Annotated in this window: 19 protein-coding genes; 11 read left to right on the top strand and 8 right to left on the bottom strand. The window is 66.8% G+C overall.

The window, feature by feature from the left end:
• Nucleotides 1-8 precede the first annotated feature (8 nt).
• Nucleotides 9-1,364, bottom strand: coding sequence for a guanine deaminase (guaD, locus tag ACXAGF_RS03875; protein WP_475014607.1), 1,356 nt, complete (start codon nt 1,362-1,364; stop codon nt 9-11).
• Nucleotides 1,361-2,602 (bottom strand): urate hydroxylase PuuD, encoded by a 1,242-nt coding sequence (locus ACXAGF_RS03870; RefSeq protein WP_475014606.1) that lies wholly within the window; start codon nt 2,600-2,602, stop codon nt 1,361-1,363. The genes guaD and ACXAGF_RS03870 overlap by 4 nt, the downstream gene beginning before the upstream one ends.
• A 133-nt stretch (nt 2,603-2,735) precedes the next feature.
• Between ACXAGF_RS03870 and ACXAGF_RS03865 the strand changes: the two genes are divergently transcribed.
• Nucleotides 2,736-3,650, top strand: coding sequence for a LysR family transcriptional regulator (locus tag ACXAGF_RS03865; RefSeq protein ID WP_475014605.1), 915 nt, complete (start codon nt 2,736-2,738; stop codon nt 3,648-3,650).
• Between the two features lie 24 nt (nt 3,651-3,674).
• On the opposite strand, the gene xdhC is transcribed toward ACXAGF_RS03865, so the two are convergent.
• Genes xdhC through uraH form a run of 4 tightly spaced genes read right to left on the bottom strand, consistent with a single transcriptional unit; the run spans nt 3,675 to nt 8,737 of the window.
• A complete protein-coding gene (xdhC, locus tag ACXAGF_RS03860; RefSeq protein ID WP_475014603.1) occupies nt 3,675-4,538 on the bottom strand; it encodes a xanthine dehydrogenase accessory protein XdhC in 864 nt (287 codons plus the stop codon).
• Complete coding sequence (gene xdhB / locus ACXAGF_RS03855) at nt 4,522-6,876, bottom strand: xanthine dehydrogenase molybdopterin binding subunit (protein WP_475014602.1); 2,355 nt, start codon at nt 6,874-6,876, stop codon at nt 4,522-4,524. Before xdhB ends, xdhC begins: the two co-directional genes overlap by 17 nt.
• Nucleotides 6,877-6,889: 13 nt before the next feature.
• On the bottom strand, nt 6,890-8,371 hold the full coding sequence (xdhA, locus tag ACXAGF_RS03850) for a xanthine dehydrogenase small subunit (protein ID WP_475014600.1): 1,482 nt from the start codon (nt 8,369-8,371) through the stop codon (nt 6,890-6,892).
• A 3-nt stretch (nt 8,372-8,374) separates the two neighbouring features.
• Nucleotides 8,375-8,737, bottom strand: a complete 363-nt coding sequence (uraH, locus tag ACXAGF_RS03845) for a hydroxyisourate hydrolase (RefSeq protein ID WP_475014599.1) — start codon at nt 8,735-8,737, stop codon at nt 8,375-8,377.
• 164 nt (nt 8,738-8,901) lie between these two features.
• Between uraH and puuE the strand changes: the two genes are divergently transcribed.
• Both puuE and ACXAGF_RS03835 read left to right on the top strand, forming a co-directional pair.
• Entirely contained in the window at nt 8,902-10,320 is a 1,419-nt protein-coding gene (gene puuE / locus ACXAGF_RS03840; RefSeq protein WP_475014598.1) for an allantoinase PuuE, read from the top strand.
• A 93-nt stretch (nt 10,321-10,413) separates the two neighbouring features.
• Nucleotides 10,414-10,899 carry an ureidoglycolate lyase gene (locus tag ACXAGF_RS03835; RefSeq protein ID WP_475014597.1) on the top strand — a complete coding sequence of 162 codons (486 nt, stop codon included), beginning with the start codon at nt 10,414-10,416 and terminating at the stop codon, nt 10,897-10,899.
• A 222-nt stretch (nt 10,900-11,121) separates the two neighbouring features.
• Here the strand turns inward: ACXAGF_RS03835 and ACXAGF_RS03830 are convergent, their stop codons facing one another.
• Nucleotides 11,122-12,417 (bottom strand): NCS2 family permease, encoded by a 1,296-nt coding sequence (locus tag ACXAGF_RS03830; protein ID WP_475014595.1) that lies wholly within the window; start codon nt 12,415-12,417, stop codon nt 11,122-11,124.
• A 356-nt stretch (nt 12,418-12,773) separates the two neighbouring features.
• Between ACXAGF_RS03830 and ACXAGF_RS03825 the strand changes: the two genes are divergently transcribed.
• The 7 genes from ACXAGF_RS03825 (at nt 12,774) to mnhG (ending at nt 19,883) form a co-directional block, all read left to right on the top strand.
• Complete coding sequence (locus ACXAGF_RS03825) at nt 12,774-13,598, top strand: bifunctional allantoicase/(S)-ureidoglycine aminohydrolase (RefSeq protein WP_475014594.1); 825 nt, start codon at nt 12,774-12,776, stop codon at nt 13,596-13,598.
• Between the two features lie 272 nt (nt 13,599-13,870).
• Nucleotides 13,871-16,780, top strand: a complete 2,910-nt coding sequence (locus ACXAGF_RS03820; protein ID WP_475014593.1) for a monovalent cation/H+ antiporter subunit A — start codon at nt 13,871-13,873, stop codon at nt 16,778-16,780.
• Nucleotides 16,780-17,118, top strand: a complete 339-nt coding sequence (locus ACXAGF_RS03815) for a Na+/H+ antiporter subunit C (protein ID WP_475014592.1) — start codon at nt 16,780-16,782, stop codon at nt 17,116-17,118. The genes ACXAGF_RS03820 and ACXAGF_RS03815 overlap by 1 nt, the downstream gene beginning before the upstream one ends.
• Nucleotides 17,118-18,755, top strand: a complete 1,638-nt coding sequence (locus ACXAGF_RS03810) for a monovalent cation/H+ antiporter subunit D (RefSeq protein WP_475014590.1) — start codon at nt 17,118-17,120, stop codon at nt 18,753-18,755. Before ACXAGF_RS03815 ends, ACXAGF_RS03810 begins: the two co-directional genes overlap by 1 nt.
• A complete protein-coding gene (locus ACXAGF_RS03805; protein ID WP_475014588.1) occupies nt 18,752-19,234 on the top strand; it encodes a Na+/H+ antiporter subunit E in 483 nt (160 codons plus the stop codon). Before ACXAGF_RS03810 ends, ACXAGF_RS03805 begins: the two co-directional genes overlap by 4 nt.
• On the top strand, nt 19,231-19,512 hold the full coding sequence (locus tag ACXAGF_RS03800; protein ID WP_475014587.1) for a K+/H+ antiporter subunit F: 282 nt from the start codon (nt 19,231-19,233) through the stop codon (nt 19,510-19,512). Before ACXAGF_RS03805 ends, ACXAGF_RS03800 begins: the two co-directional genes overlap by 4 nt.
• Nucleotides 19,509-19,883 carry a monovalent cation/H(+) antiporter subunit G gene (gene mnhG / locus ACXAGF_RS03795; RefSeq protein WP_475014585.1) on the top strand — a complete coding sequence of 125 codons (375 nt, stop codon included), beginning with the start codon at nt 19,509-19,511 and terminating at the stop codon, nt 19,881-19,883. Before ACXAGF_RS03800 ends, mnhG begins: the two co-directional genes overlap by 4 nt.
• Nucleotides 19,884-20,265: 382 nt before the next feature.
• Here mnhG and ACXAGF_RS03790 read toward each other — a convergent pair whose 3' ends face one another.
• Nucleotides 20,266-20,514 (bottom strand): hypothetical protein, encoded by a 249-nt coding sequence (locus tag ACXAGF_RS03790; protein WP_475014584.1) that lies wholly within the window; start codon nt 20,512-20,514, stop codon nt 20,266-20,268.
• Between the two features lie 46 nt (nt 20,515-20,560).
• Between ACXAGF_RS03790 and ACXAGF_RS03785 the strand changes: the two genes are divergently transcribed.
• Nucleotides 20,561-22,225, top strand: coding sequence for an arylsulfatase (locus ACXAGF_RS03785; RefSeq protein WP_475014583.1), 1,665 nt, complete (start codon nt 20,561-20,563; stop codon nt 22,223-22,225).
• The last annotated feature ends 49 nt before the right edge of the window (nt 22,226-22,274 follow it).

Raw genomic sequence — 22,274 nt, 5'->3', positions numbered from 1 at the left:
CGTCCTGCTCAGGCGGTCACGAGGGGTCGGGCGGCGCGGCTCGACCCTTCGCCGGCGGGCGTGCCCTTCTTCGCCTTCATCGGCACGCCGGCAACATAGACCTCCGCCACGCAGCGATCGTCGCCCATGGTCTGCAGGATGAACAACTCGTCCTGCAGGGACCTTGCCGTACGCATGCGCAACTCCATGGCGGACTTGGCGCTGCTGTCGAGCACGACGATGTCGGCCTCGGCGCCGGCGTGCAGCGAGCCGATGCGATGGTCGAGGTCGAGCGCCCGGGCATTGCCGAGCGTCATCATGTAGAACGACTGGAGCGGCGACAGGCGCTGGCCCTGCAGATGCAGGACCTTGTATGCCTCGTCCATCGTTTCCAGCATCGAGAAGCTGGTGCCGGCGCCGACATCGGTCGCGACCGACCAGCGCGCGCCCAGCCGGTCGAAGCGGTCGCGGTCGAACAGCCCCGACCCCAGGAACAGGTTCGAGGTCGGGCAGAACGTGCCGACCGCGCCGGTCTCCGCCAGCACCGCGATTTCGCGGTCGCTGAGGTAGATGCAATGGCCGAGCAGCGTCTTGCGCGTCAGGAGGCCGTAGCGCGCATAGATGTCGGTGTAGTCCTTCGCCTCCGGGTAGAGCGACATGGCAAAGGCGATCTCATCCCTGTTTTCGGACAGGTGAGTCTGCACGTAACATTCGGGATGCTCTCGCACGAGCGCCTGAGTAGCCTCCATCTGCTCGGGCGTGGAGGTGATGGCGAAACGCGGGCTGATCGCATAGTGCGCCCGGCCGCGCCCGTGCCAGCGGGCGATCAGCGCCCTCGTTTCGTCGTACCCCCGCTGCGGCGAGTCGCGCAGCGCCTCCGGCGCATTGCGGTCCATCATCACCTTGCCGCCGACCATCAGCATGCCGCGCTGCTCGGCGGCGGCGAAATAGGCGTCGACGCTTTCGGGATGGACGGAACAATAGGCCACCGCCGTGGTCGTGCCGTTCGCCAGCAGTTCGTCCATGAAGCGACCGGCGATGAAGGCGGCGTGGTCGGCGCGGGCGAACTTCTGTTCCTCGACGAAGATGTAGGTGTTCAGCCATTCCAGCAATTGCGCGCCGTAGGAGGCGATCGCCTGCGTCTGCGGGAAGTGCAGGTGGGTGTCGATCAGGCCCGGCAGCACGAGGTTCGGCCGATGGTCGACGACCCGCACCGTGGGCGCGGCGAGACGGGCGACTTCGGCATGCGCGCCGGCGAGCACGACCTTGCCGTCCCGCACCAGCACCGCGCCGTCCTCGATGTAGCGATAGGCCGCGCCGTCGTCGATCCCCTTCGGCTGGTCGACGAAAGTGAGCACGCGGCCGCGGATCAAAAGCTCGGTCATTCGGTCTTTCCTCCGTTGATGGCCTGCTCGTACCAGGCGACGAGCAGGCGGCGCTCGTCGTCCGAGATCGCCGTGACGTTGGCGGGCGGCATCGCATGGGACCGCCCCGCCTGCAGGTAGATTTCGCGCGCGTGTTCGGCGATCTGGCTGTCGGTCTCGAGCATCACACCCTTCGGCGGGATGACGATCCCCTCCCAGCCCGGCTCCCGGGCGTGGCACATGGCGCAGCGCCCGAGCACGGTGTCGCGCACCATCGGAAACTCCGAAGCCGCCAGGAGGGGCTGCTCCGCGGCCGGGATGGTTGCCTGCGTCGTCTCGCCGGTGAGCACCTTCGGCACGGTCGACAGCCACATGATCGCGACGAACAGCAGCGCGGTCGCGAGCCACGTCCAGGTCGGATTGCCGGCATCGGCGTGGCGGGTGTTGAAGTAGTGGCGGATGGTGACGCCCATCAGGAACACGAGCGAGGCGATGATCCAGTTGAACTCGGTGCCGAAGGCCAGCGGGTAGTGGTTCGACAGCATCAGGAACAGCACCGGCAGCGTCAGGTAGTTGTTGTGCGTGGAGCGCTGCTTGGCCTGCTTGCCGAGGCGCGGATCGGGCACCTTGCCGGCGATCAGGTCGGCGACGACCTTCTTCTGGTTCGGGATGATGATGAAGAACACGTTGGCCGACATGATCGTCGCGGTGAAGGCGCCGAGATGCAGGAAGGCGGCGCGGCCGGTGAAGAGCTGGGTGTAGCCCCAGGCCATGGCCACCAGGATGAAGTAGAGGATCACCATCAGCCGGGTGTTGTTCCTGCCGAGCGGCGACTTGCAGATCAGGTCGTAGGCGATCCAGCCGAAGCCGATCGAGGCGAGCGAGATCGCGATTGCCATCGGCTTGGAGACGTCGAGCACGGCCGGGTCGATCAGGTAGAGATCGGCACCGGCATAATAGACGAGACAGAGCATGCCGAAGCCGGACAGCCAGGTGACGTAGCTCTCCCACTTGAACCAGACGAGGTGGTCGGGCATGTGCTCCGGCGCCACCAGGTACTTCTGGATGTGGTAGAAGCCGCCGCCATGGACCTGCCATTCCTCGCCGAAGGCGCCGACCGGCAGGTCGGGCCGCTGCTTCAGGCCGAGATCCAGCGCCACGAAGTAGAAGGACGAGCCGATCCAGGCGATCGCGGTGATCACGTGCAGCCAGCGGACGGCGAAGGCCAGCCAGTCCCAGGCGATGGCGAATTCGTACATGCAACTCTCCCTGTTTCGGGGATTAATGCCATCGGCCGATTGCCGCGAAAACGTGCGACAATCCTCAACACTTTCAAAAAAATCTATAATATCACCGTGCCGCTTCGGCATTTCGCCGTGATATGAGGGTGTTATGTCCTATCTCGACAACGTGCGCGTCTTCGTCCGGGTGGTCGAACTCGGAACCCTGTCGGCAGCCGGCCGCGACCAGCGGGTGACCCCGGCGGTCGCCAGCAACCGCATCAAGGAACTGGAGCGGCACCTCGGCGTGCGGCTGTTCAACCGCACCACCCGCAAGCTGTCGCCGACCGAGCACGGGCGGGTGTTCTACCAGGGCGCGGTGAAGATCATCGAGGCGGTGAACGAGGCCGAGAGCGCGATCGCCGATCTGTCGCGCAACCCCAAGGGTTCGCTCCGGATCACCGCGCCCCTCGGCCTCGGGCGGCGGCTAATCGCGCCGGGCATCCCCGAGTTCCACGACAAGTACCCCGACATCGAGGTGCGGCTGCGGCTGTCGGACCACAACGTCGACATCCTCAACGAGGGCGTCGACGTCGCCTTCAAGCTCGGCGTGCTCGAGGATTCGAACCTGCGCATGCGCGGCATCCTCAACTGCGAGCGCGTCATCTGCGCCGCGCCGGCCTACCTCGACAAGCGCGGCATTCCGGCCACCCCGGACGCGCTCGTCGAGGACCGTCACGACTGCCTGCTGCTGCGCTATCCCGGGTCGAAGGAGTACTTCTGGACGCTGCAGACGCCGGACGGCCCCCGCAAGCTGGAGATCGCCGGCCCCTACGATTCCGACGACGGCGACGTGCTGACGCAATGGGCGCTCGAGGGCCGCGGCATCATCAACAAGCCGTTGTTCGAGGTCAAGCCGCACCTGAACGACGGGCGGCTCGTGGAGTTGCTGAAGGACACGCCGCCTGCCAGCGTCCAGCTCGCCGCGATCTATCCGCACAAGCGCTTCCAGGACCCGAAAGTCCGGCTGATGATCGACTTCATGGCGGAGCGCTGCCAGCGGCTGATCGGCAAAATGCTGGAGTAAGGCGGACCGCCGGGTCGCCGACCCCTATGGACGGTCGACCGGCGCAGCCGGAGCCATGCCCGCTTCCGCGTCCGACGCCGCGCGGGTCAGCACGGCCGTCAGGACCTCCGCGGCCGCCAGCGTGGCGATCACGCTCGGCCGCTTGTCCTTTACCGCCGCGCCGCCGATCGGGCAGACGAGGCGCTGGAACAGCTCCGGGGTGCCGGTCTCGCGCGCCAGCCATTTCCGGAAGGTCACCCGCTTCGTCTTCGAGCCGATCATGCCGACATAGGCGGCATCGTCGCGCTTCAGCGCCTCGGCCGCGATCAGAAAATCCAGCGCATGGTCGTGGGTGAGGATGACGAAGGCGCTGCCGGCGGGCGCAGCGCGCACCACCGCCTCCGGCATCGCCGTCAGACAGGTCTCGACCCCGTGCGCGCGGGAAGCGGCCAGTTCGTCCTCGCGCGTGTCGACCAGAACGGTGCGCACGGGCGCAAGCGACAGCGCCATGGCGAGGCAGTCGCCGACATGGCCGGCGCCGAAGACGTAGACGTGGGGGCGGGCGGCGATCTCGGCGTCGCCACGGGCGACCAGTTCCGCCATCAGCGCGGCGGTCATGCCCCTGAAGACGAGGCCGACGCGGCCGCCGCAGCATTGCCCGATCTCGGGGCCGAGCGGGACCGTCATCGGCTCCGCCGGTCGACCCTGACGCAGGGCACGGCGCGCATGGTCGATCGCCATGTATTCGAGCTGGCCGCCGCCGATGGTCGCAAAGATGCGGCTGCGGGCGACCAGCATCCAGGCATCGGTGTCGCGCGGGGTCGAACCGTCGGCGCCCGTCACCTCGACGAGCACGCAGTCCGGCTCCTCGCGCAGGAACTCGCGCAACGTGTCACGGACGGCCGTCATGGTCCTGCTCCTTGCCCGCCTTTCGCATCCGCTCGACCGCCATCAGCACGCGCTCCGGCGTCGCCGGCGCATCGATGCGCGGGCAGGTACGATAATCCGCAACACTCGCCGCCGCCATAGAGATCGCCTCCAGCACCGATATGCCGAGCATGAAGGGCGGTTCGCCGACGGCCTTGGACCGGCGGATGGTCTCCTCGCGGTTGACCGACCACTCAGCCAGGCGGACGTTGAAGACGCGCGGCCGGTCGGAGGCGAGCGGGATCTTGTAGGTCGAGGGCGCATGGGTGCGCAGACGGCCCTTGTCGTCCCACCACAGCTCTTCCGTCGTCAGCCAGCCCATGCCCTGGACGAAGGCGCCCTCGACCTGGCCGATGTCGAGCGCCGGGTTCAGCGAGCGGCCGACATCGTGGAGAATGTCGGTGCGATCGACCTGGTACTCGCCGGTCAGGGTATCGACGCTGACCTCCGAGCACGAGGCGCCGTAGGCATAGTAGAAGAACGGTCGGCCACGGCCCTCGGCGCGGTTCCAGTGGATCTTGGGCGTCTTGTAGTGGCCGGCGGCCGACAGTTGCACGCGCGCGCCATAGGCCGCCCTGACGAAATCTGAAAAGGCGAAACGCTCCGCACCGACCCGGACGACGTTCGGCTCGAACACGACTTCGGCCTCGGGGACGCCGTGGCGCTCTGCCGCGAACGTCACCAGCCTCGCCTTGATCTGCCGGGCGGCGTCGGCCGCCGCCATGCCGTTGAGGTCGGACCCGGAGGATGCCGCGGTGGCCGAGGTGTTCGGCACCTTGCCGGTCGAGGTGGCGGTGACGCGGATGCGGTCGAGGTCGACCTGGAACTCGTCGGCGACGACCTGGGCCACCTTGGTGTAGAGCCCCTGCCCCATCTCGGTGCCGCCATGGTTCAGCTGGATCGAGCCGTCGGAATAGACATGCACCAGCGCACCGGCCTGGTTGTACTCGGTCTTGGTGAACGAGATGCCGAACTTCACCGGCGTCAGCGCGATGCCGCGCTTGATGATGCGGCTTTGCCGGTTGAAGGCGAGGATCTCCCGGCGCCGCTCGGCATAGCCGGCCGAGCCTTCCAGCTCCTCGATGATCCGGGCGATGATGTTGTCCTCGACCGTCTGGTGGTAGGGGGTCAGATTGCGCCCCTCGCCGCCGTAGAAATTCGCCTTGCGAATTTCCAGCGGGTCCTTGCCGAGGGCGTAGGCCACCTCCTCGATCATCCGCTCGCAGCCGACCATGCCCTGCGGCCCGCCGAAGCCGCGGAAGGCGGTGTTGGACACCGTATTGGTCTTGAGCGGCCGCGAGCGCAGCCGCACATGCGGGTAGAAATAGCAGTTGTCGGCGTGGAACAGCGCCCGGTCCGTCACCGGGCCGGATAGGTCGGCGGAGAAGCCGCAGCGCGCCGCATAGGTGGCGTCCACCGCTTCGATCCGGCCCTCATTATCGAAGCCGACCCGATAGCCGACATGAAAGTCGTGCCGCTTGCCGGTCGCCGTCATGTCGTCGTCGCGGTCGGGGCGGATCTTGACCGCCCGGCCGAACTTCTTCGCGGCCAGCGCGGCAACCGCGGCAAACAGGTTCGCCTGGGTTTCCTTGCCGCCGAAGGCACCGCCCATGCGGCGGACATTGACGGTCACCGCGTGCGATGCGATCCCAAGGACCTGCCCGACCATGTGCTGGGTCTCGCTCGGGTGCTGGGTCGAGGAATGCACGAGGATCTCGTCGTCCTCGCCGGGAACGGCGAGCGCGACGTGGCCTTCGAGATAGAAGTGATCCTGCCCGCCGATGCGCATTTCGCCCGCGACGACATGCTTCGCCCTGGCAAAGCCGGCCTCGATGTCGCCGCGCTCGAGCTTGAGCGGATCGATCACCAGCGGATAGCCGGCCTCCGCCGCCTCGATGACATCGGTCACGTGCGGCAGGGCGCGATAGTCGATCTTCACCATCGAAGCGGCGCGCCGCGCCTGCTCGCGCGTCGCGGCGATCACGGCGAAGATCGGCTGGCCGTAAAACTCGACCGTGCCGGTCGCAAAGACCGGATCATCGTGCTTGTGCGCCGGGCTGAGATCGTTGTCGCCGGGGATGTCGCTGGCCGTCAGAATGCCGACCACGCCGGGGCTGGCGGCGACCTCGGCGAAGTCGACCGCGCCGATCTCGGCATGGGCCCGCTCGGCCAGTCCGAGATAGGCGTGGAGCGTGCCGGCCGGCTCCGGCATGTCGTCGATGTATTCCGCCGCGCCGGTCACGTGCTTGTGGCCGGATTCGTGGCGTTCCTGCTCGTGCACGCCGCCGCGGATACGGTCGATGGGCTGCATCACGTTCATGGCCTTGTCTCCCTCAACCCGCGATCCGGGCCTTGCGGTCGAGCCGTAGCGCGGCCGTGCCCTGCGTTTCCAGATGAAAGCGGCGCAGCAGGTTCTGAGCCACCAGCAAGCGGTACTCCGCCGAGGCGCGCCAGTCGGTCAGCGGGGTGTAGTCCGATGCCAGCGCCGCGACCGCTGCCTCGACCGCCGTCTCGTCCCACGCCCTGCCGCGCAGCACAGCTTCCGCATGGGTCGCCCGCTTCGGCGTGCCGGCCATTCCGCCGAAGGCGATGATGGCGTCCCGGACCCGGCCGTCGCTGCCCAGCGCGAGGCGGAAGGCGCCGCAGACCGCGGAAATGTCCTCGTCGAGCCGCTTGGTGATCTTGTAGACGGCAAGATGGTCGGCCGCGTCGGGGAACGGGACCCGAACGCACTCGACGAATTCACCCGGCTGACGGTCCTGCCTGCCGTACTCGATGAAGAAATCCTCGAGCGGAACGGATCGCCGGGCCTCGCCCTTGCGCAGGGTCACCGAGGCGCCGAGTGCGATCAGCGCTGGCGGCGTGTCGCCGATCGGCGAGCCGTTGGCGATGTTGCCGCCGACCGTGCCCATGTTGCGCACCTGCGCGCCACCGATGCGGTCCCACAGCTCGGTCAGCTGGGGAAAATGCTGCCGGATCAGCGGATAGGCTTCACTGTAGCTGACACCGGCGCCGAACGTGACGCCCTCGGCGTCGACCGCGATGCGGCGCAGCTCGTCGAGGTGGCTGAGGTGGATCACCGGAGCGATATCGCGCATGAACTTCGTCACCCACAGGCCGACATCGGTGGAGCCGGCGACGATGCGGGCCTGCGGCTCGGCCGCATAGAGGTCGGCCAGGTCGTCGACCGAGGCCGGCAGGACGAAGCGGTCCTTGCCCTCCCCGACGACCACCCTTCGTCCGTCCTTCAACGCCCGAAGCCTGCGACCGATCGCGTCGCGCTCGGCGACCAGGGGATCCTTGCCGACCGCGCCGATCGACGAGATCGCCTCGGCGGCGCGGATGATCGCGGCGTAGCCGGTGCAGCGACAGAGATTGCCCTGCAACGCCTTTTCGATCTGCTCGACCGAAGGACCGGGGGTCTCCATCCACAGCCCGTAGAGCGACATGACGAAGCCCGGGGTGCAGAAACCGCATTGGGAGGCGTGGGTGTCGACCATCGCCTGCTGCACCGGGTGAAGCGGCCCGCCGGGCGTCGCCAGCGATTCCACCGTCACCACATGGCAGCCGTCGAGCGAGCCGACGAAACGGATGCAGGCGTTGACGGTCTCGTATTTGAGCGTCCCGTCGCGCAGCCGGCCGACGAGCACGGTGCAGGCGCCGCAGTCACCCTCGGCGCAACCTTCCTTGGTGCCGCGCAGGCTCCGGTCAAGTCGCAGGAAATCCAGCAGCGTCTGGACGGGAGACACCTGCGACAGCTCGACGAGCTGGTGGTTCAGCAGGAAGCGGATTTTGTTGCGGATCTCGACGGCCATGGTTCAGCTCCCGCGATAGGTCGAATAGCCGAAGGGCGAGAGCAGGAGCGGCACGTGGTAGTGTGCCGACACGTCGGCAATGCCGAAGCGGATCGGGATGACGTCGAGGAACGGCACCGCCTCGCCGCGGCCGAGATAGTCGCCGGCGTGGAAGCGCAGTTCGTAGGTGCCCGGCCGCATCGCCTCGCCCGACAGCAGCGGCGCGTCGCAGCGGCCGTCGTCATTGGTGCGGGCGGTCCCGATCCGTTCGGCGCGCTCGCCGTCGATACGCAACAGTTCGATGCGCAGGCCCTCCGCCGGCTTTCCTCGCGCGGTGTCGAGCACATGGGTCGTCAGCCGACCGGCGCCTCCTGCCTGAGATTGCATGCGAAAGTCCTCCCGATCCGATGCCTTTTCCGCCCACTATCGGCGAGGCCACTCCCCTTGGGAAGCCGACTGGTCCTTCGAGACTTTCAAATTTTTCGAGGGGAATGGCGCGCGCGTTTTGCGCGTAGAGATCGCTCACTCGCAAACGTCTGGAGGAGCGTTCCATGAGATATCCGCGCGATCTTCACGGTTACGGTGCGGTCCCGCCCGATGCCGCCTGGCCCGACGGCGCCCGCATCGCCGTGCAGTTCGTCGTCAACTACGAGGAAGGCGGCGAGAACTGCGTGCTGCACGGCGACGCCGCTTCCGAGGCCTTCCTGTCCGAGATCGTCGGCGCCCAGCCCTTTGCCGGCCAGCGCCACTGGAACATGGAATCGATCTACGAATACGGCGCGCGAGCCGGCTTCTGGCGCATGCACCGGCTGCTGACCGAACGGGCGGTGCCGGTCACGGTCTATGGCGTGGCGACGGCGTTGCAGCGCTCGCCGGCACAGGTCGCAGCCATGCAGGACGCCGGCTGGGAAATCGCCTCGCACGGGCTGAAATGGATCGAGCACAAGGACATGGGCATCGCGGAGGAGAAGGCGCAGATCGCCGAGGCCATCCGGCTGCACGAGATCGTCACCGGCCAGCGGCCGCGCGGCTGGTACACCGGGCGTTGCTCGGCCCAGACCGTAGACCTGATCAGCGAGGACGGCGGCTTTGCCTATGTCTCGGACTCCTACGCCGACGATCTGCCCTACTGGCACGAGCACGGCGGCCGTCATCAACTGGTGATCCCCTACACGCTCGACGCCAACGACATGCGCTTTGCCACCGCGCAGGGCTTCAATAGCGGGCACCAGTTCTTCAGCTACCTGAAGGATTCCTTCGACGTGCTGTATGCGGAAGGAGCCGCGGGCCGGCCGAAAATGCTGAGCATCGGCCTTCACTGCCGCCTGGCCGGGCGGCCCGGCCGGGCGCTGGCGCTCGCCCGCTTCATCGACTACGTCAAGGGCCACGACAAGGTCTGGCTCGCCCGTCGCATCGACATCGCCGAGCACTGGGCGAAGGTCCATCCCTTCCGGCCGCGCGACGACCGCCCCTCGCGCCTTTCCGAGGAGGCCTTCGTCGAGCGCTTCGGCGGGGTGTTCGAACATTCCGACTGGATCGCGCGGCGGGCCTTCCGCGCCGAACTGGCGCCGGCGAACGACAGCGCAGGCGGGCTGCATGCGGCGCTAGCGGCAGTCTTCCGCAGCGCCTCCGAGAAGGAGCGGCTCGGCGTCCTGAACGCCCATCCGGATCTCGCCGGCAAGCTGGCACAGGCACGGCGGCTGACCGAAAGCTCGTCCGAGGAGCAGGCGTCGGCCGGGCTCGACGCCCTGACGGACCTCGAGCGGGAACGTTTCACGCGGTTGAACAACCGCTATGTCGACACCTTCGGCTTTCCCTTCATCGTGGCGGTGAAGGGCAAGACCAAGGAGGACATCCTGGAAGCGTTCGAGGCCCGCATCGGCAACGACCGCACAACCGAGTTCGAAACCGCCTGCCGCCAGGTGGAGCGCATCGCCTATCTCCGCCTCGCCGCCCTGCTGCCGGCGTGACGGCGTAGGTCCAGTCCAGCACCACATCCGGGCTGTCCGGCGGCGTCCAGGCGACGGCGCCGCGACGGCTCGATCACCTTCGGAGACACGATCATGCGATCGATCGAAATCCAACCGCTGACGCGCGCGGCATTCGCCCCCTTCGGCGACGTCATCGAGACGGAGGGCGCCCACAGCTTTCCGATCAATGCGGGCAAATGCCTGCGCTATCACGATCTGGCGAAGATCGAGACCACGGGCGAAGGGGCGCGGCCGTTGATCAGCCTGCTGCGCGGGGAGCCCTATCGCCTGCCGCTCAAGCTGACGATGGTCGAACGCCACCCGCTCGGCAGCCAGGCCTTCATCCCGTTGTCGGGCCGGCCCTTCCTGGTGGTCGTCGCCCCGGAGACCGCAAGCGGGCCCGGCACGCCGCGCGCCTTTCGCACCCGGCCCGGCCAAGGCGTCAATATCGGCCGCAATGTCTGGCACGGCGTCCTGACACCGCTCGAGGCCGTCTGCGACTTCGTCGTGGTCGACCGCGGCGGGGACGGCACGAACCTGGAAGAGCACGTCTTCGACGCGCCCTATCTCATCGGCTGAGCCGGCGCACTGTAGCAGGTGGGGCGAGGCGCGTCACAGCTGCCCCCAACTCCGTGGTTCTGATGCTGACCCCGAACTGGTTCGAACCGGTTGCGGGGTCCTTTCTTCTTGGGAAGAAGGCGCCGGGCCGGGACGGTCTTGGCAAGGCGGACGACGCAGAAACAGGACGGCCGGGCCACGATGGCCCGGCCGTCCTGTTTCCCTCAAGGGCGGAGGGCTTGATCAGCCGCCGGAGAAAAAGGCGAAGCGGATCACGAACAGCGCTGCGACGATCTGGGTCGCCGGGTGAACGATGCTCCACTTTCCGGTGAAGACCTTCAGCACGACATAGGAGACGAAGCCGAAGGCAAGACCGTTGGCGATCGAGTAGGTGAACGGCATCGCCAGCGCCGTCAGCGCCGCAGGCGCCGCCTCGGTGACGTCCTCCCAGTCAACCTCGGTCATCTCGCGCATCATCAGGCCGGCGACGTAGAGGAGCGCCGGTGCGGTGGCGTAGGTCGGCACCGAGGCTGCCAGCGGCGAGATGAACAGCGCCGACATGAACAGCACGGCAATGACGAGCGCGGTCAGGCCGGTGCGGCCGCCCGCCTGCACGCCCGAAGCGCTCTCGACATAGGCGGTGGTGCTGCTGGTGCCGAGCATCGAGCCGGCGACGATCGCCGTGCTGTCGGCCAAAAGGGCGCGGCCGAGACGGTTCGGCTTGCCGGGCTCGACCAGCCGGGCGCGCTTGGCGACGCCGATCAGCGTGCCGGTCGCATCGAAGACCTCGACCAGCACGAAGACCAGAATGACCTGCAGCAGGCCGCCATGCAGCGCGCCGAGAATGTCGAGCTGCATGAAGGTCGGCGCGATCGACGGCGGCGCCGATACGATGCCGCGGAACTCGCTGACGCCGAAGATCCAGGAGAGCACCGTGACGGCGAGAATGCCGATCAGGATCGCGCCCTTGACGCGCAGCGCATCCAGCACCGCGATGGTGAAGAAGCCGAAGATCGCGAGCAGCGGACCGGTCTGCTTGAGATCGCCCAGGCCGATCAGCGTTGCCGGGTTGTCGACGACGATGCCGGCGTTCTTCAGCGCGATGATGCCGAGAAACAGGCCGATACCGGCGGCGATCGCGCTGCGCAGCGAGTGCGGAATGCCGGCAATCAACCAGCTGCGGACGCCGGTGACCGTCAGGACCAGGAAGATCAGGCCCGAAATGAACACGGCGCCCAGCGCCTGCTGCCAGGTGAAGCCGAGGGCCGCGACCACGGTGAAGGCGAAGAAGGCATTGAGGCCCATCCCGGGCGCCAGGCCGATCGGCCAATTGGCGACCAGCGCCATCACCACCGAGCCGAGGGCTGCGGCGAGACAGGTGGCGACAAAGATCGCGTCGCGGTCCATGCCGGTGGTCGACAGGATGTCCGGGTTGACGAAGATGATGTAGGACATGGTGAGGAACGTGGTCACGCCGGCAACCACTTCCGTGCGGACGGACGTGCCGTGCGCGCTCAATTTGAACAGTCGTTCTAACATTTTCCCTCCCTGGGCGAGCGTCTCCGACGCTGCCGAACGACAGGCCCGTTTGCATCTCCTCCGGCAAGCAGGCCCGCGAGACGACGGCGGCCGTCTCATACGGTCGGGGATTGTGCGTGCAAGTGGTCGCCTCCGCTAGTACGGGATTTCCAAGCGTCAGACGAAAGACTTTCAAATTTTTGCCGCTGTTTCGGCGCGGCACGATCTGCTTTCTGAGGCCTCGGGGCGTTTCCGATCCAGCGCGCTCCGGCGGGCGCTTCAGGCCCGCCCGCGCAACTAACCGCTGTCATTTGCCACGGTTTGCGCTAACGATCTGCAGAAGAAATGCGGGCTCCGCCAAGACCGGGAGAGACGACGTGAGTGAACGGACCTATTTCGCACCGAAGGGCGGCTCTCCGGAGCAGACGCAGCTTCTGACCGGACGGGCGGTGTTCACCGATGCCTATGCGGTCATTCCCAGGGGCGTGATGATGGACATCGTCACCAGCTACCTGCCCTTCTGGGACGACACAAGGCTGTGGGTGCTGTCGCGCCCGCTGTCCGGCTTCGCCGAGACCTTCTCGCAATACATCATGGAGGTCGCCCCCGGCGGCGGCAGCGACCGGCCCGAGCTCGATCCCGCGGCCGAGGGCGCGCTGTTCGTGATGGAAGGCGAGGTAACGGTGGAACTCGACGGCCTGCTGCATGGGCTGCGGCCCGGAGGCTTCGCCTACCTGCCGCCGGACAGCCGCTGGCGCTTGCGCAACCACGGCCCCAAGCCCGCCCGCTTCCACTGGATCCGCAAGGCCTATGACCGCGTCGAGGGCCTGGACGTGCCGGCGCCGATCTTCACGAACGAGCAGGACATCGTCCCGACGCCGATGGCGCATACCGAAGGCAAGTGGGCCACGACCCGCTTCGTCGATCCGTCCGACCTGCGCCACGACATGCACGTGACGATCGTCACCTTCGAGCCGGGCGCGGTCATTCCGTTCGCCGAGACCCACGTGATGGAGCACGGGCTCTACGTGCTGGAAGGAAAGGCGGTCTACCGGCTGAACCAGGACTGGGTAGAAGTCGAGGCCGGCGACTTCATGTGGCTGCGCGCCTTCTGCCCGCAGGCCTGCTATGCCGGCGGCCCCGGCCGGTTCCGCTACCTGCTCTACAAGGACGTCAACCGCCACATGAAGCTGTCGCGGTAGGACAAGGCATCGCCACGCCGCCACCTTCCGGGCCCGCGACCGATGCGCCGCGCCTGGACAGCCGCCCCGTGGCATCGCCGAGCCGCGATCCGACCGGGGGGCGCCGCGCTGTTGGCGCGGCAGCCGCTGCCAAATGCCGCCACGACGATTGCAACCGACACCTTGATCGGTAACAATAATTTCATGACGCCCCCGCGCGCAGGCGCGGCTGGTCTGCGCTAGAGATGTTTCCATGTGACAACGAGGTTCCGATTCGCGCGCCATGATCGCCGATGCCTGAAAAGTTCCTGCTCCTTCTGCTCGTTCTTCCCTTCGCCGGCAGCATCGCAACCGGACTTCTACTGCGCACGGCATCCCGAAGCCTGCCCGCCTGGCTGGCGGGAGCCGTGGCACTGCTGGCCACGATCGTCACCGCCGCCTGCTACCCCTCGGTGACCGGCGGCGGGCTCCTCCGCCACGACATCGAATGGCTGCCCGAATACGGCCTGAACCTCACCTTGCGGATGGACGGGCTGGCCTGGCTGTTCTCGATGCTGGTGACAGGGATCGGCTTCCTCGTCGTCGTCTACGCCCGCTACTACATCTCGGCGGAAGACCCGATCCCGCGCTTCTTCTCGTTCCTGCTCGCATTCATGGGGTCGATGCTCGGCATCGTCCTTTCCGGCAATGTCATCCTGCTTGCGGTCTTCTGGGAACTGACCAGCATCTTCTCGTTCCTGCTGATCGGCTACTGGTACCACAACGCCAATGCCCGCGACGGCGCGCGCATGGCGCTGACGATCACCGGCATCGGCGGCTTCTGCCTGCTGGTCGGGCTGCTGCTGCTCGGCCACATCGTCGGCAGCTACGACCTCGACCGCATCCTTGCCGCCGGCGACATCGTGCGGGCGCACCGGCTCTATCTCCCGGCGCTGGTGCTGATCCTCATCGGCGCCCTGACCAAGAGCGCGCAATTCCCGTTCCATTTCTGGCTGCCGCACGCGATGGCCGCGCCGACGCCGGTTTCGGCCTACCTGCATTCCGCCACGATGGTTAAGGCCGGGGTGTTCCTGCTCGCCCGGCTCTGGCCGGTGCTGTCGGGGACGTTCGAATGGTTCTGGCTGGTCGGGGCCGCCGGCATCAGCACGCTGGTGCTCGGGGCCTACTTCGCCATCTTCCAGCGCGACCTGAAGGGACTGCTGGCCTATTCGACCATCAGCCATCTCGGCCTGATCACCACGCTCCTGAGCCTCGGCAGCCCGCTCGCCGCGGTCGCGGCGATCTTTCACATGGTCAATCATGCCACCTTCAAGGCCTCGCTGTTCATGGCGGCCGGCATCATCGACCACGAGACCGGCACCCGCGACATGCAGAAGCTCAGCGGCCTCTACCGTTACCTTCCCTACACCGGGACGCTGGCGATGGTGGCCTGCGCGGCGATGGCCGGCGTGCCGCTGCTCAACGGCTTCCTGTCGAAGGAGATGTTCTTCGCCGAGGCGGTCGAGACGCATGCGGACTCGGTCCTCGACCGGATCCTGCCCTATGTCGCCACACTCGCCGGCGGCTTCAGCGTCGCCTACTCGATCCGCTTCATCCACAACGTCTTCTTCGGCCCGGCGCCGACGCAACTGCCCAACCCGCATCCCCATGAGCCGCCGCGCTGGATGCGTTTTCCGGTGGAATTCCTCGTGCTCGCCTGCCTTATCGTCGGCACCATTCCGGGGCTGTCGATCGGCCCGTTCCTGCACACCGCCGTCGTTTCGGTGCTGGGAGACCGGACCCCGTACTACAGCCTCGCGCTCTGGCACGGCCTGAGCCTGCCGCTTCTGATGAGCCTGGTCGCGATGATCACCGGCTCGGCCCTCTATTTCGCCCTGCGCAAATACCTGGCGCACAGCGAGGACGGTCCGCCCCTGATCCGCCACCTGCAGGGGCAACGCATCTTCGAGCGGCTCCTCGTTACCGTATCGTGGAAATGGGCGCGGTGGGCGGAAGCCCATCTCGGCACCCGACACCTGCAGCCGCAACTGCGGATCGTCGTCGCCCTCGCCTTCCTGGCGGCATTCGTGCCGCTCTACCGCGCCGGCTTCGAACCCAAGCTGCCGCCGTTCGCCGGGCTCGACCCGGCCTTCGCCATGATCTGGGCCACCGGCATGATTGCGGCCGTCGGTGCGGCGGTGCTGGCCAAGTATCACCGCGTGGCCGCGCTCATCCTGGTCGGCGGCGCCGGGGTCGTCACCTGCGTCACCTTCGTCTGGCTGTCGGCGCCCGACCTCGCCATCACCCAGCTGCTGGTGGAAATCGTCACGACGGTGCTGCTGCTGCTCGGGCTGCGCTGGCTGCCGAAGCGCGTGGGCAAGGTCGACGACAACACCACGCTTTCGGCCCGGATCCGGCGCCTGCGCGACTTCGCGCTCGCTGTCGCCTGCGGCGTCGGCATGACGATCCTGTCCTATGCGGTGATGACCCTGCCGGTGCCGGACACAATCGCCAACTACTTCCTCGCCCGCGCCTATACCGAAGGCGGCGGCAGGAACGTCGTCAACGTGATCCTGGTGGACTTCCGCGGCTTCGATACGCTTGGCGAGATCGCCGTTCTCGGCATCGTGGCGCTGACCGTCTTTGCGCTCTTGCGCCGGTTTCGGCCGGCCCCGGAAAGCATCGGCGTGACCGAGCAGCAGCGCATCCAGAACGCGTTCGACGACGAGCGGCCGGAACGGGCGGCCGGCGACACGGCGAGGGACTACCTGCTCGTCTCGTCCGTCGTCATGCAATGGATGTTCCCGGTCGTCATCACCTTCGCCGTCTTCCTGTTCGTCCGCGGCCACGACCTGCCCGGCGGCGGATTTGCCGCCGGCATCACGATGGCAATCGCCTTCCTGCTGCAATATCTGGCGAACGGCACGCGCTGGACGGAGGACCGGCTCAGGATCCTGCCGCTGCGCTGGATCGCGACCGGCCTGCTCGCGGCCGTCGCGACCGGCGTCGGGTCGTGGCTTTTCGGCTATCCCTTCCTGACCTCCCATTCGCAATACGTGAACCTGCCGCTGGTCGGGAAGGTGCCCGCGGCCTCGGCGCTTCTGTTCGACCTCGGCGTGTTCGGACTCGTCGTCGGCGCCACCGTGCTGATCCTGATCGCGCTGGCGCACCAGTCGATCCGCACCTATCGCGTCAGGACCGTGCCGACACCGGAGGACGGCTAATGGAACTCGTGCTCTCGCTCGGCATCGGGATCATGGCCGGATCCGGAGTCTGGCTGATCCTGCGACCGCGGACCTATCAGGTCATCATCGGGCTGTCGCTGCTGTCCTATGCCGTCAACCTGTTCATCTTCGGCGTCGGCGGCCTGACGGTGAACGCGCCGGCGATCCTGGAGGACGGTGTGGACATCGTGCCCCTTGCCGACCCTGTGCCGCAGGCGCTGGTGCTGACGGCGATCGTCATCGGCTTCGCCACCACCGCCCTGTTCCTCGTCGTGCTCCTCGCGTCGCGCGGCCTCACCGGCACGGACCACGTCGACGGCCGGGAGCCGCCGCAGTGATGACCTTCTGGCACCATCTCATCATCGCGCCGATCCTGGTCCCGCTCGCCACGGGCGCCCTGCTGCTGCTGCTCGACGAGCGGCGGCGCGTGCTCAAGGCCATGATCGGGCTGGCCTCCACCGTCGCGCTGTTCGCGATCGCGCTGGCGCTCCTTCGCCTTGCCGACGGCATCGACGGGCCGGACGCGGCGCGGCGCGGCGTCTATCTGCTCGGCAACTGGTCGGCGCCCTTCGGCATCGTGCTCGTCGTCGACCGCCTGTCGGCGCTCATGCTCGTGCTGACCGCGACGCTCGCCATTCCAGCGCTGGTGTACGCGCTGGCCCGCTGGCACCAGGCGGGCGCGCATTTCCACAGCCTCTACCAGTTCCTGCTGATGGGGCTGAACGGCGCCTTCCTGACCGGCGACCTGTTCAATCTCTTCGTCTTCTTCGAGGTGATGCTGGCCGCGTCCTACGGCCTGCTGCTGCACGGGTCGGGGCTGCTGCGCGTCAAGGCGGGCCTGCACTACATCGCCGTCAACCTCCTTGCCGCACTCCTGTTCCTGATCGGCGTCAGCCTCATTTACGGTGTGACCGGCACGCTGAACATGGCCGACCTCGCCGTGCGCGTCGCAACGGTCGGAGCGGAGCAACGCACGCTGCTGGAGGCGGGGGCCGGCATTCTCGGCGTCGCTTTCCTGATCAAGGCGGGCATGTGGCCGCTGAACTTCTGGCTGCCGCCGGCCTATGCGGCCGCCTCCGCGCCGGTGGCCGGCATCTTCGCGATCATGAGCAAGGTCGGCATCTATGTCGTGCTGCGGCTGTCGCTCCTGGTGTTCGGCGAAGGGAGCTCGCCGTCGGCCGGTTTCGGCCTGCCGGTGCTGCTGGTCGGCGGCATGGCCACCATCACCTTCGGAGCCATCGGCGTGCTCGCCTCGCAGGCGCTCGGCCGCCTCGCGAGTTTCTCCGTCCTCGTTTCTTCCGGAACGCTGCTGACGGCGATTGCGCTCGGCAGCGGCGAGATCACCACCGGGGCGCTGTTCTACCTTGTCAGTTCAACGCTGACGATCGGCGCCTTCTTCATGTTGATCGAGCTGGTCGAGCGCGGCCAGGACGCCGGTGCCAACGTTCTCGCCGTGACCATGGAAGCCTACGGCGATGCCGAGGAGGAGGAGCCCGAGGAAGGCGAAAGCGGCGTCGCCCTGCCGGGGACCATGGCGGCGCTCGGCATCTGCTTTGCCGCCTGCGGAATCCTGCTGGCCGGCCTGCCGCCGCTCTCCGGCTTCGTCGCCAAGTTCGCCATGCTGTCGGCCATGCTCAATCCGGCCGGCGGTGACAGCGCCGCGGCCGTGCCGGTGGTGATGTGGCCGGTGGTGGTCCTGATGATCCTGTCGGGCCTGTCGGCGCTGATCGCGATGACGCGATCCGGCATCCGCACCTTCTGGGCCTCGATCGAGGGCACGAAGCCGCGCGTGCTCGTCATCGAAGCGGTGCCGGTGCTGCTTCTGCTTGTCGCCACCCTGTTTCTCACGCTCCAGGCGGGGCCGGTGATGCGCTACATGGTCGACACCACGCGGGCGCTCGCCCTGCCGCAGCAATATGTCGATGCGGTGGTCGAGGCGCGCCGGGCCGGGGAACCGACGGAGGTCCAGCCATGAGCGTGCTTCCCTATCCGCTGCTGTCGCTGTCGCTGCTGCTGATGTGGTTGATGCTCAACGGCTTTTCGATCGGCCACCTGATCCTGGGCAGCCTGATCGCGGTGTTCGCGTCGTGGGCGATGGCCGCCCTGCGCCCGCAGAAGCCGGCGATCCGGCGCTGGCACCTGCTGCCGCGGCTGCTCGGCATCGTGCTCTACGACATCGTCCGCTCGAACCTCGCCGTCGCCTCGATCGTCCTTGCCGGTCGCGCGCGCCAGCGCCGCTCCGGCTTCATGACGATTCACCTCGAACTGAAGGACCCGACCGCCCTCGCCATCCTCGCGGTGGTGCTGACGAGCACGCCCGGCACCGCCTGGGTGGAATATGATTCGGCCACCGGAACGCTGCTGATGCACATCCTCGACCTGGTCGAGGAGAGCGCATGGACCGATCTGGTCAAGAACCGCTACGAGCGCATGCTCATGGAGATCTTCGAATGAGCGCAACCATCCTTTCCTGGGCTGTGGTGGCCGCGCACGTCATGCTGGCCGCAGCGATGGCGCTCGCGATGCTGCGGATGATCCGAGGCCCGCGGGCGCAGGACCGCGTGCTGGCGCTCGACGCGCTCTACGTCAACTCGATGCTGCTGCTTCTGACCTTCGGCATCGGCAGCGGCCGGACCATCTACTTCGAGGCGGCGCTGATCATCGGCCTGCTCGGCTGCGTCGCCACGGTGGCGCTGGCAAAGTTCCTCATGCGCGGCGAGGTGATCGAATGAACGCTGCCGGAGACCTGCCGCTCTGGGCGGCGATCGTCGTGTCCGCCTTCCTTGTCCTCGGTGCGGGCCTCGCGCTCGTGGGGACGGTCGGCCTCGCGCGCCTGCCAACCTTCTACGAGCGCCTGCACGCGCCGACGCTTGGGACGAGCTGGGGCACGGGCGGAGTGGTGATGGCGTCGATGATCTATTTCACCGTGCTCGGAGGCCGGCCGGCCTTCCACGAGATCCTGGTCGGCATCTTCATCACCGTCACCACGCCGGTCACGCTCATGCTGCTCGCCCGAGCCGCTCTCCATCGCGACCGGTCGGAGGGCGATCCTGCGGTCCCCCCTCCGGTCGACCGCCCGGCGTCGGATGAAGACGATCCTTAAGGCGCCGGACGGCCGCCGATCCCGTCCGGCAACGGCTCCCGCTTCACGACGCTTTAAATCTTTTTGTATTTCAACCCGAAACAAAGGGTTATAACCATGCTCCCGCGTAAAAGGCGCCTCGAACTCAAGACCATGCGTTCAGAATGGCGAGGATGCGCCTTTCATCGTCAAGTAATGTCTCATTGGCTCTTCGACGTTGTATGGGTCCGCGTCGAAGAGCTCTTTTTCTGGCACGCTCCTTTTCACGCGAATTCCACTCGTCTCCGACGACATTCTTGCGCGCCACTGCATTGCCGCTACTTCTCGTCTTTTCGGAACCGACTTTTCGGCAAAGCCGGCGACGCCGCCGCCCGGGCCTCTCCCCATGGCGCGCCGACGAAATTCAATCTGCAAGCGAGTGCGCTTCCGCGAGATATTCCGCCATGATACATTGCGACCGCCGAACAGCCCGTGGCAGCATGCCGATGTTGCCGTTGCGCCAAGCCCAGACCGACACACTCTCCTGCTGACCAAGACACCGGGTCAGTTGCACGTTGCGCAGATGACGAAAGGAGGACCGAAAGGTCGCACGAACCAGCCTTTCCAGAAAAATCCAAAGCAGGGCGAGACTGACGACCGCGGTCGCGAACATCGCACGTCCGAAGTCGTGCTCCCTGGCTTCATGAGGGAGAAAACGTATGAAGCGGAAAATTGGCATTGGCAGTCTGTTTGCTTTCACTCTCGCCTCGGCGCTGTGGGCGTCCGGCGAGGCCCAGGCACAGCAATCGCGAAAACCCAATATTCTTCTGATCGTCTCCGACGACACCGGCTATGGTGACCTCGGCCCCTATGGCGGCGGCGCCGGGCGTGGCATGCCCACACCCAACATCGACAAGCTGGCCGCGGACGGGATGACGTTCTTCTCCTTCTACGCCCAGCCAAGTTGCACGCCGGGGCGCGCGGCAATGCAGACCGGCCGCATCCCCAACCGCAGCGGCATGACGACCGTGGCGTTCCAGGGCCAGGGCGGCGGCCTGCCGGCGGCGGAATGGACGCTTGCCTCCGTCTTGAAACGTGGCGGCTACCACACCTACTTCACCGGCAAATGGCATCTGGGCGAGGCCGACTTCGCGCTGCCGAACGCGCAGGGCTATGACATGATGAAATATGTCGGGCTCTACCATCTCAATGCCTACACCTACGGCGATCCGACCTGGTTCCCCGACATGGACCCGGCCTTGCGGGCGATGTTCCAGAAGGTGACGAAGGGCGCCCTGTCCGGCGTGGCCGGAGGACCGGTCACCGAGGATTTCAAGATCAACGGCCAGTATGTCGATACCCCGGTGATCGACGGCAAGGAAGGCGTCGTCGGCATCCCCTTCTTCGATGGATATGTCGAAAAGGCGGCGCTCGAGTTCCTGGATGAGGCGGCGAAGACCCCGGACGAGCCGTTCTTCATCAACGTGAACTTCATGAAGGTCCACCAGCCGAACCTGCCGGCGCCGGAGTTCGAGCACAAGTCGCTGTCGAAGTCGAAATATGCCGATTCGGTCGTCGAGCTCGATACCCGCATCGGCCGGATCATGGACAAGCTTAGGGAAACCGGCATGGACCGGAACACCCTGGTGTTCTACACGACCGACAATGGCGCCTGGCAGGACGTCTATCCGGACGCCGGCTACACGCCCCTCCGCGGCACCAAGGGCACGGTGCGCGAGGGCGGCAACCGGGTGCCGGCCATCGCCGTCTGGCCGGGCAAGATCGAGCCCAACACCAAAAACCACGAACTGATCGGCGGCCTCGACCTGATGGCGACCTTCGCCTCCGTCGGCGGCGTGCCGCTGCCGGACAAGGACCGCGAGGACAAGCCGATCATCTTCGACAGCTACGACATGACGCCGGTGCTGACCGGTTCGGGCCCGTCCCCACGCAAGGAGTGGTTCTACTTCACCGAGGACGAGCTCTCGCCGGGCGCAGCGCGCGTTGGCCATCTCAAGGCGGTTTTCAACCTTCGCGGAGATGATGGCGCGCAGACCGGCGGCCTCGCGGTCGACTCCAACCTCGGCTGGAAGGGCCCCGAATCCTATGTCGCCACCGCGCCCCAGATTTTCGATCTGTGGGCCGACCCGCAGGAACGCTACGACATCTTCATGAACAACTTCACCGAGCGCACCTGGTCCATGGTGACGATCAGCGAAGCCATCAAGAACCTCATGAAGACCTATGTCGACTATCCGCCGCGGAAACTGCAGAGCCTGACCTATACCGGTCCGATCACCATCTCGAACTACCAGCGCTTCCAGTGGGTGCGCGACCAACTCGCCAAGGACGGCATCGACATTTCCGTGCCGACAGGAAACTGACCGACGGTTGGCAGCCGCGACCAGCGTCGCGGCTGCCGCCACTTCCACT

The organism is Mycoplana sp. ABR4_002 (genome assembly GCF_056159645.1).
Note: the sequence above shows the minus strand (reverse complement) of the source record. Positions and strands in the feature narration are given on the sequence as shown.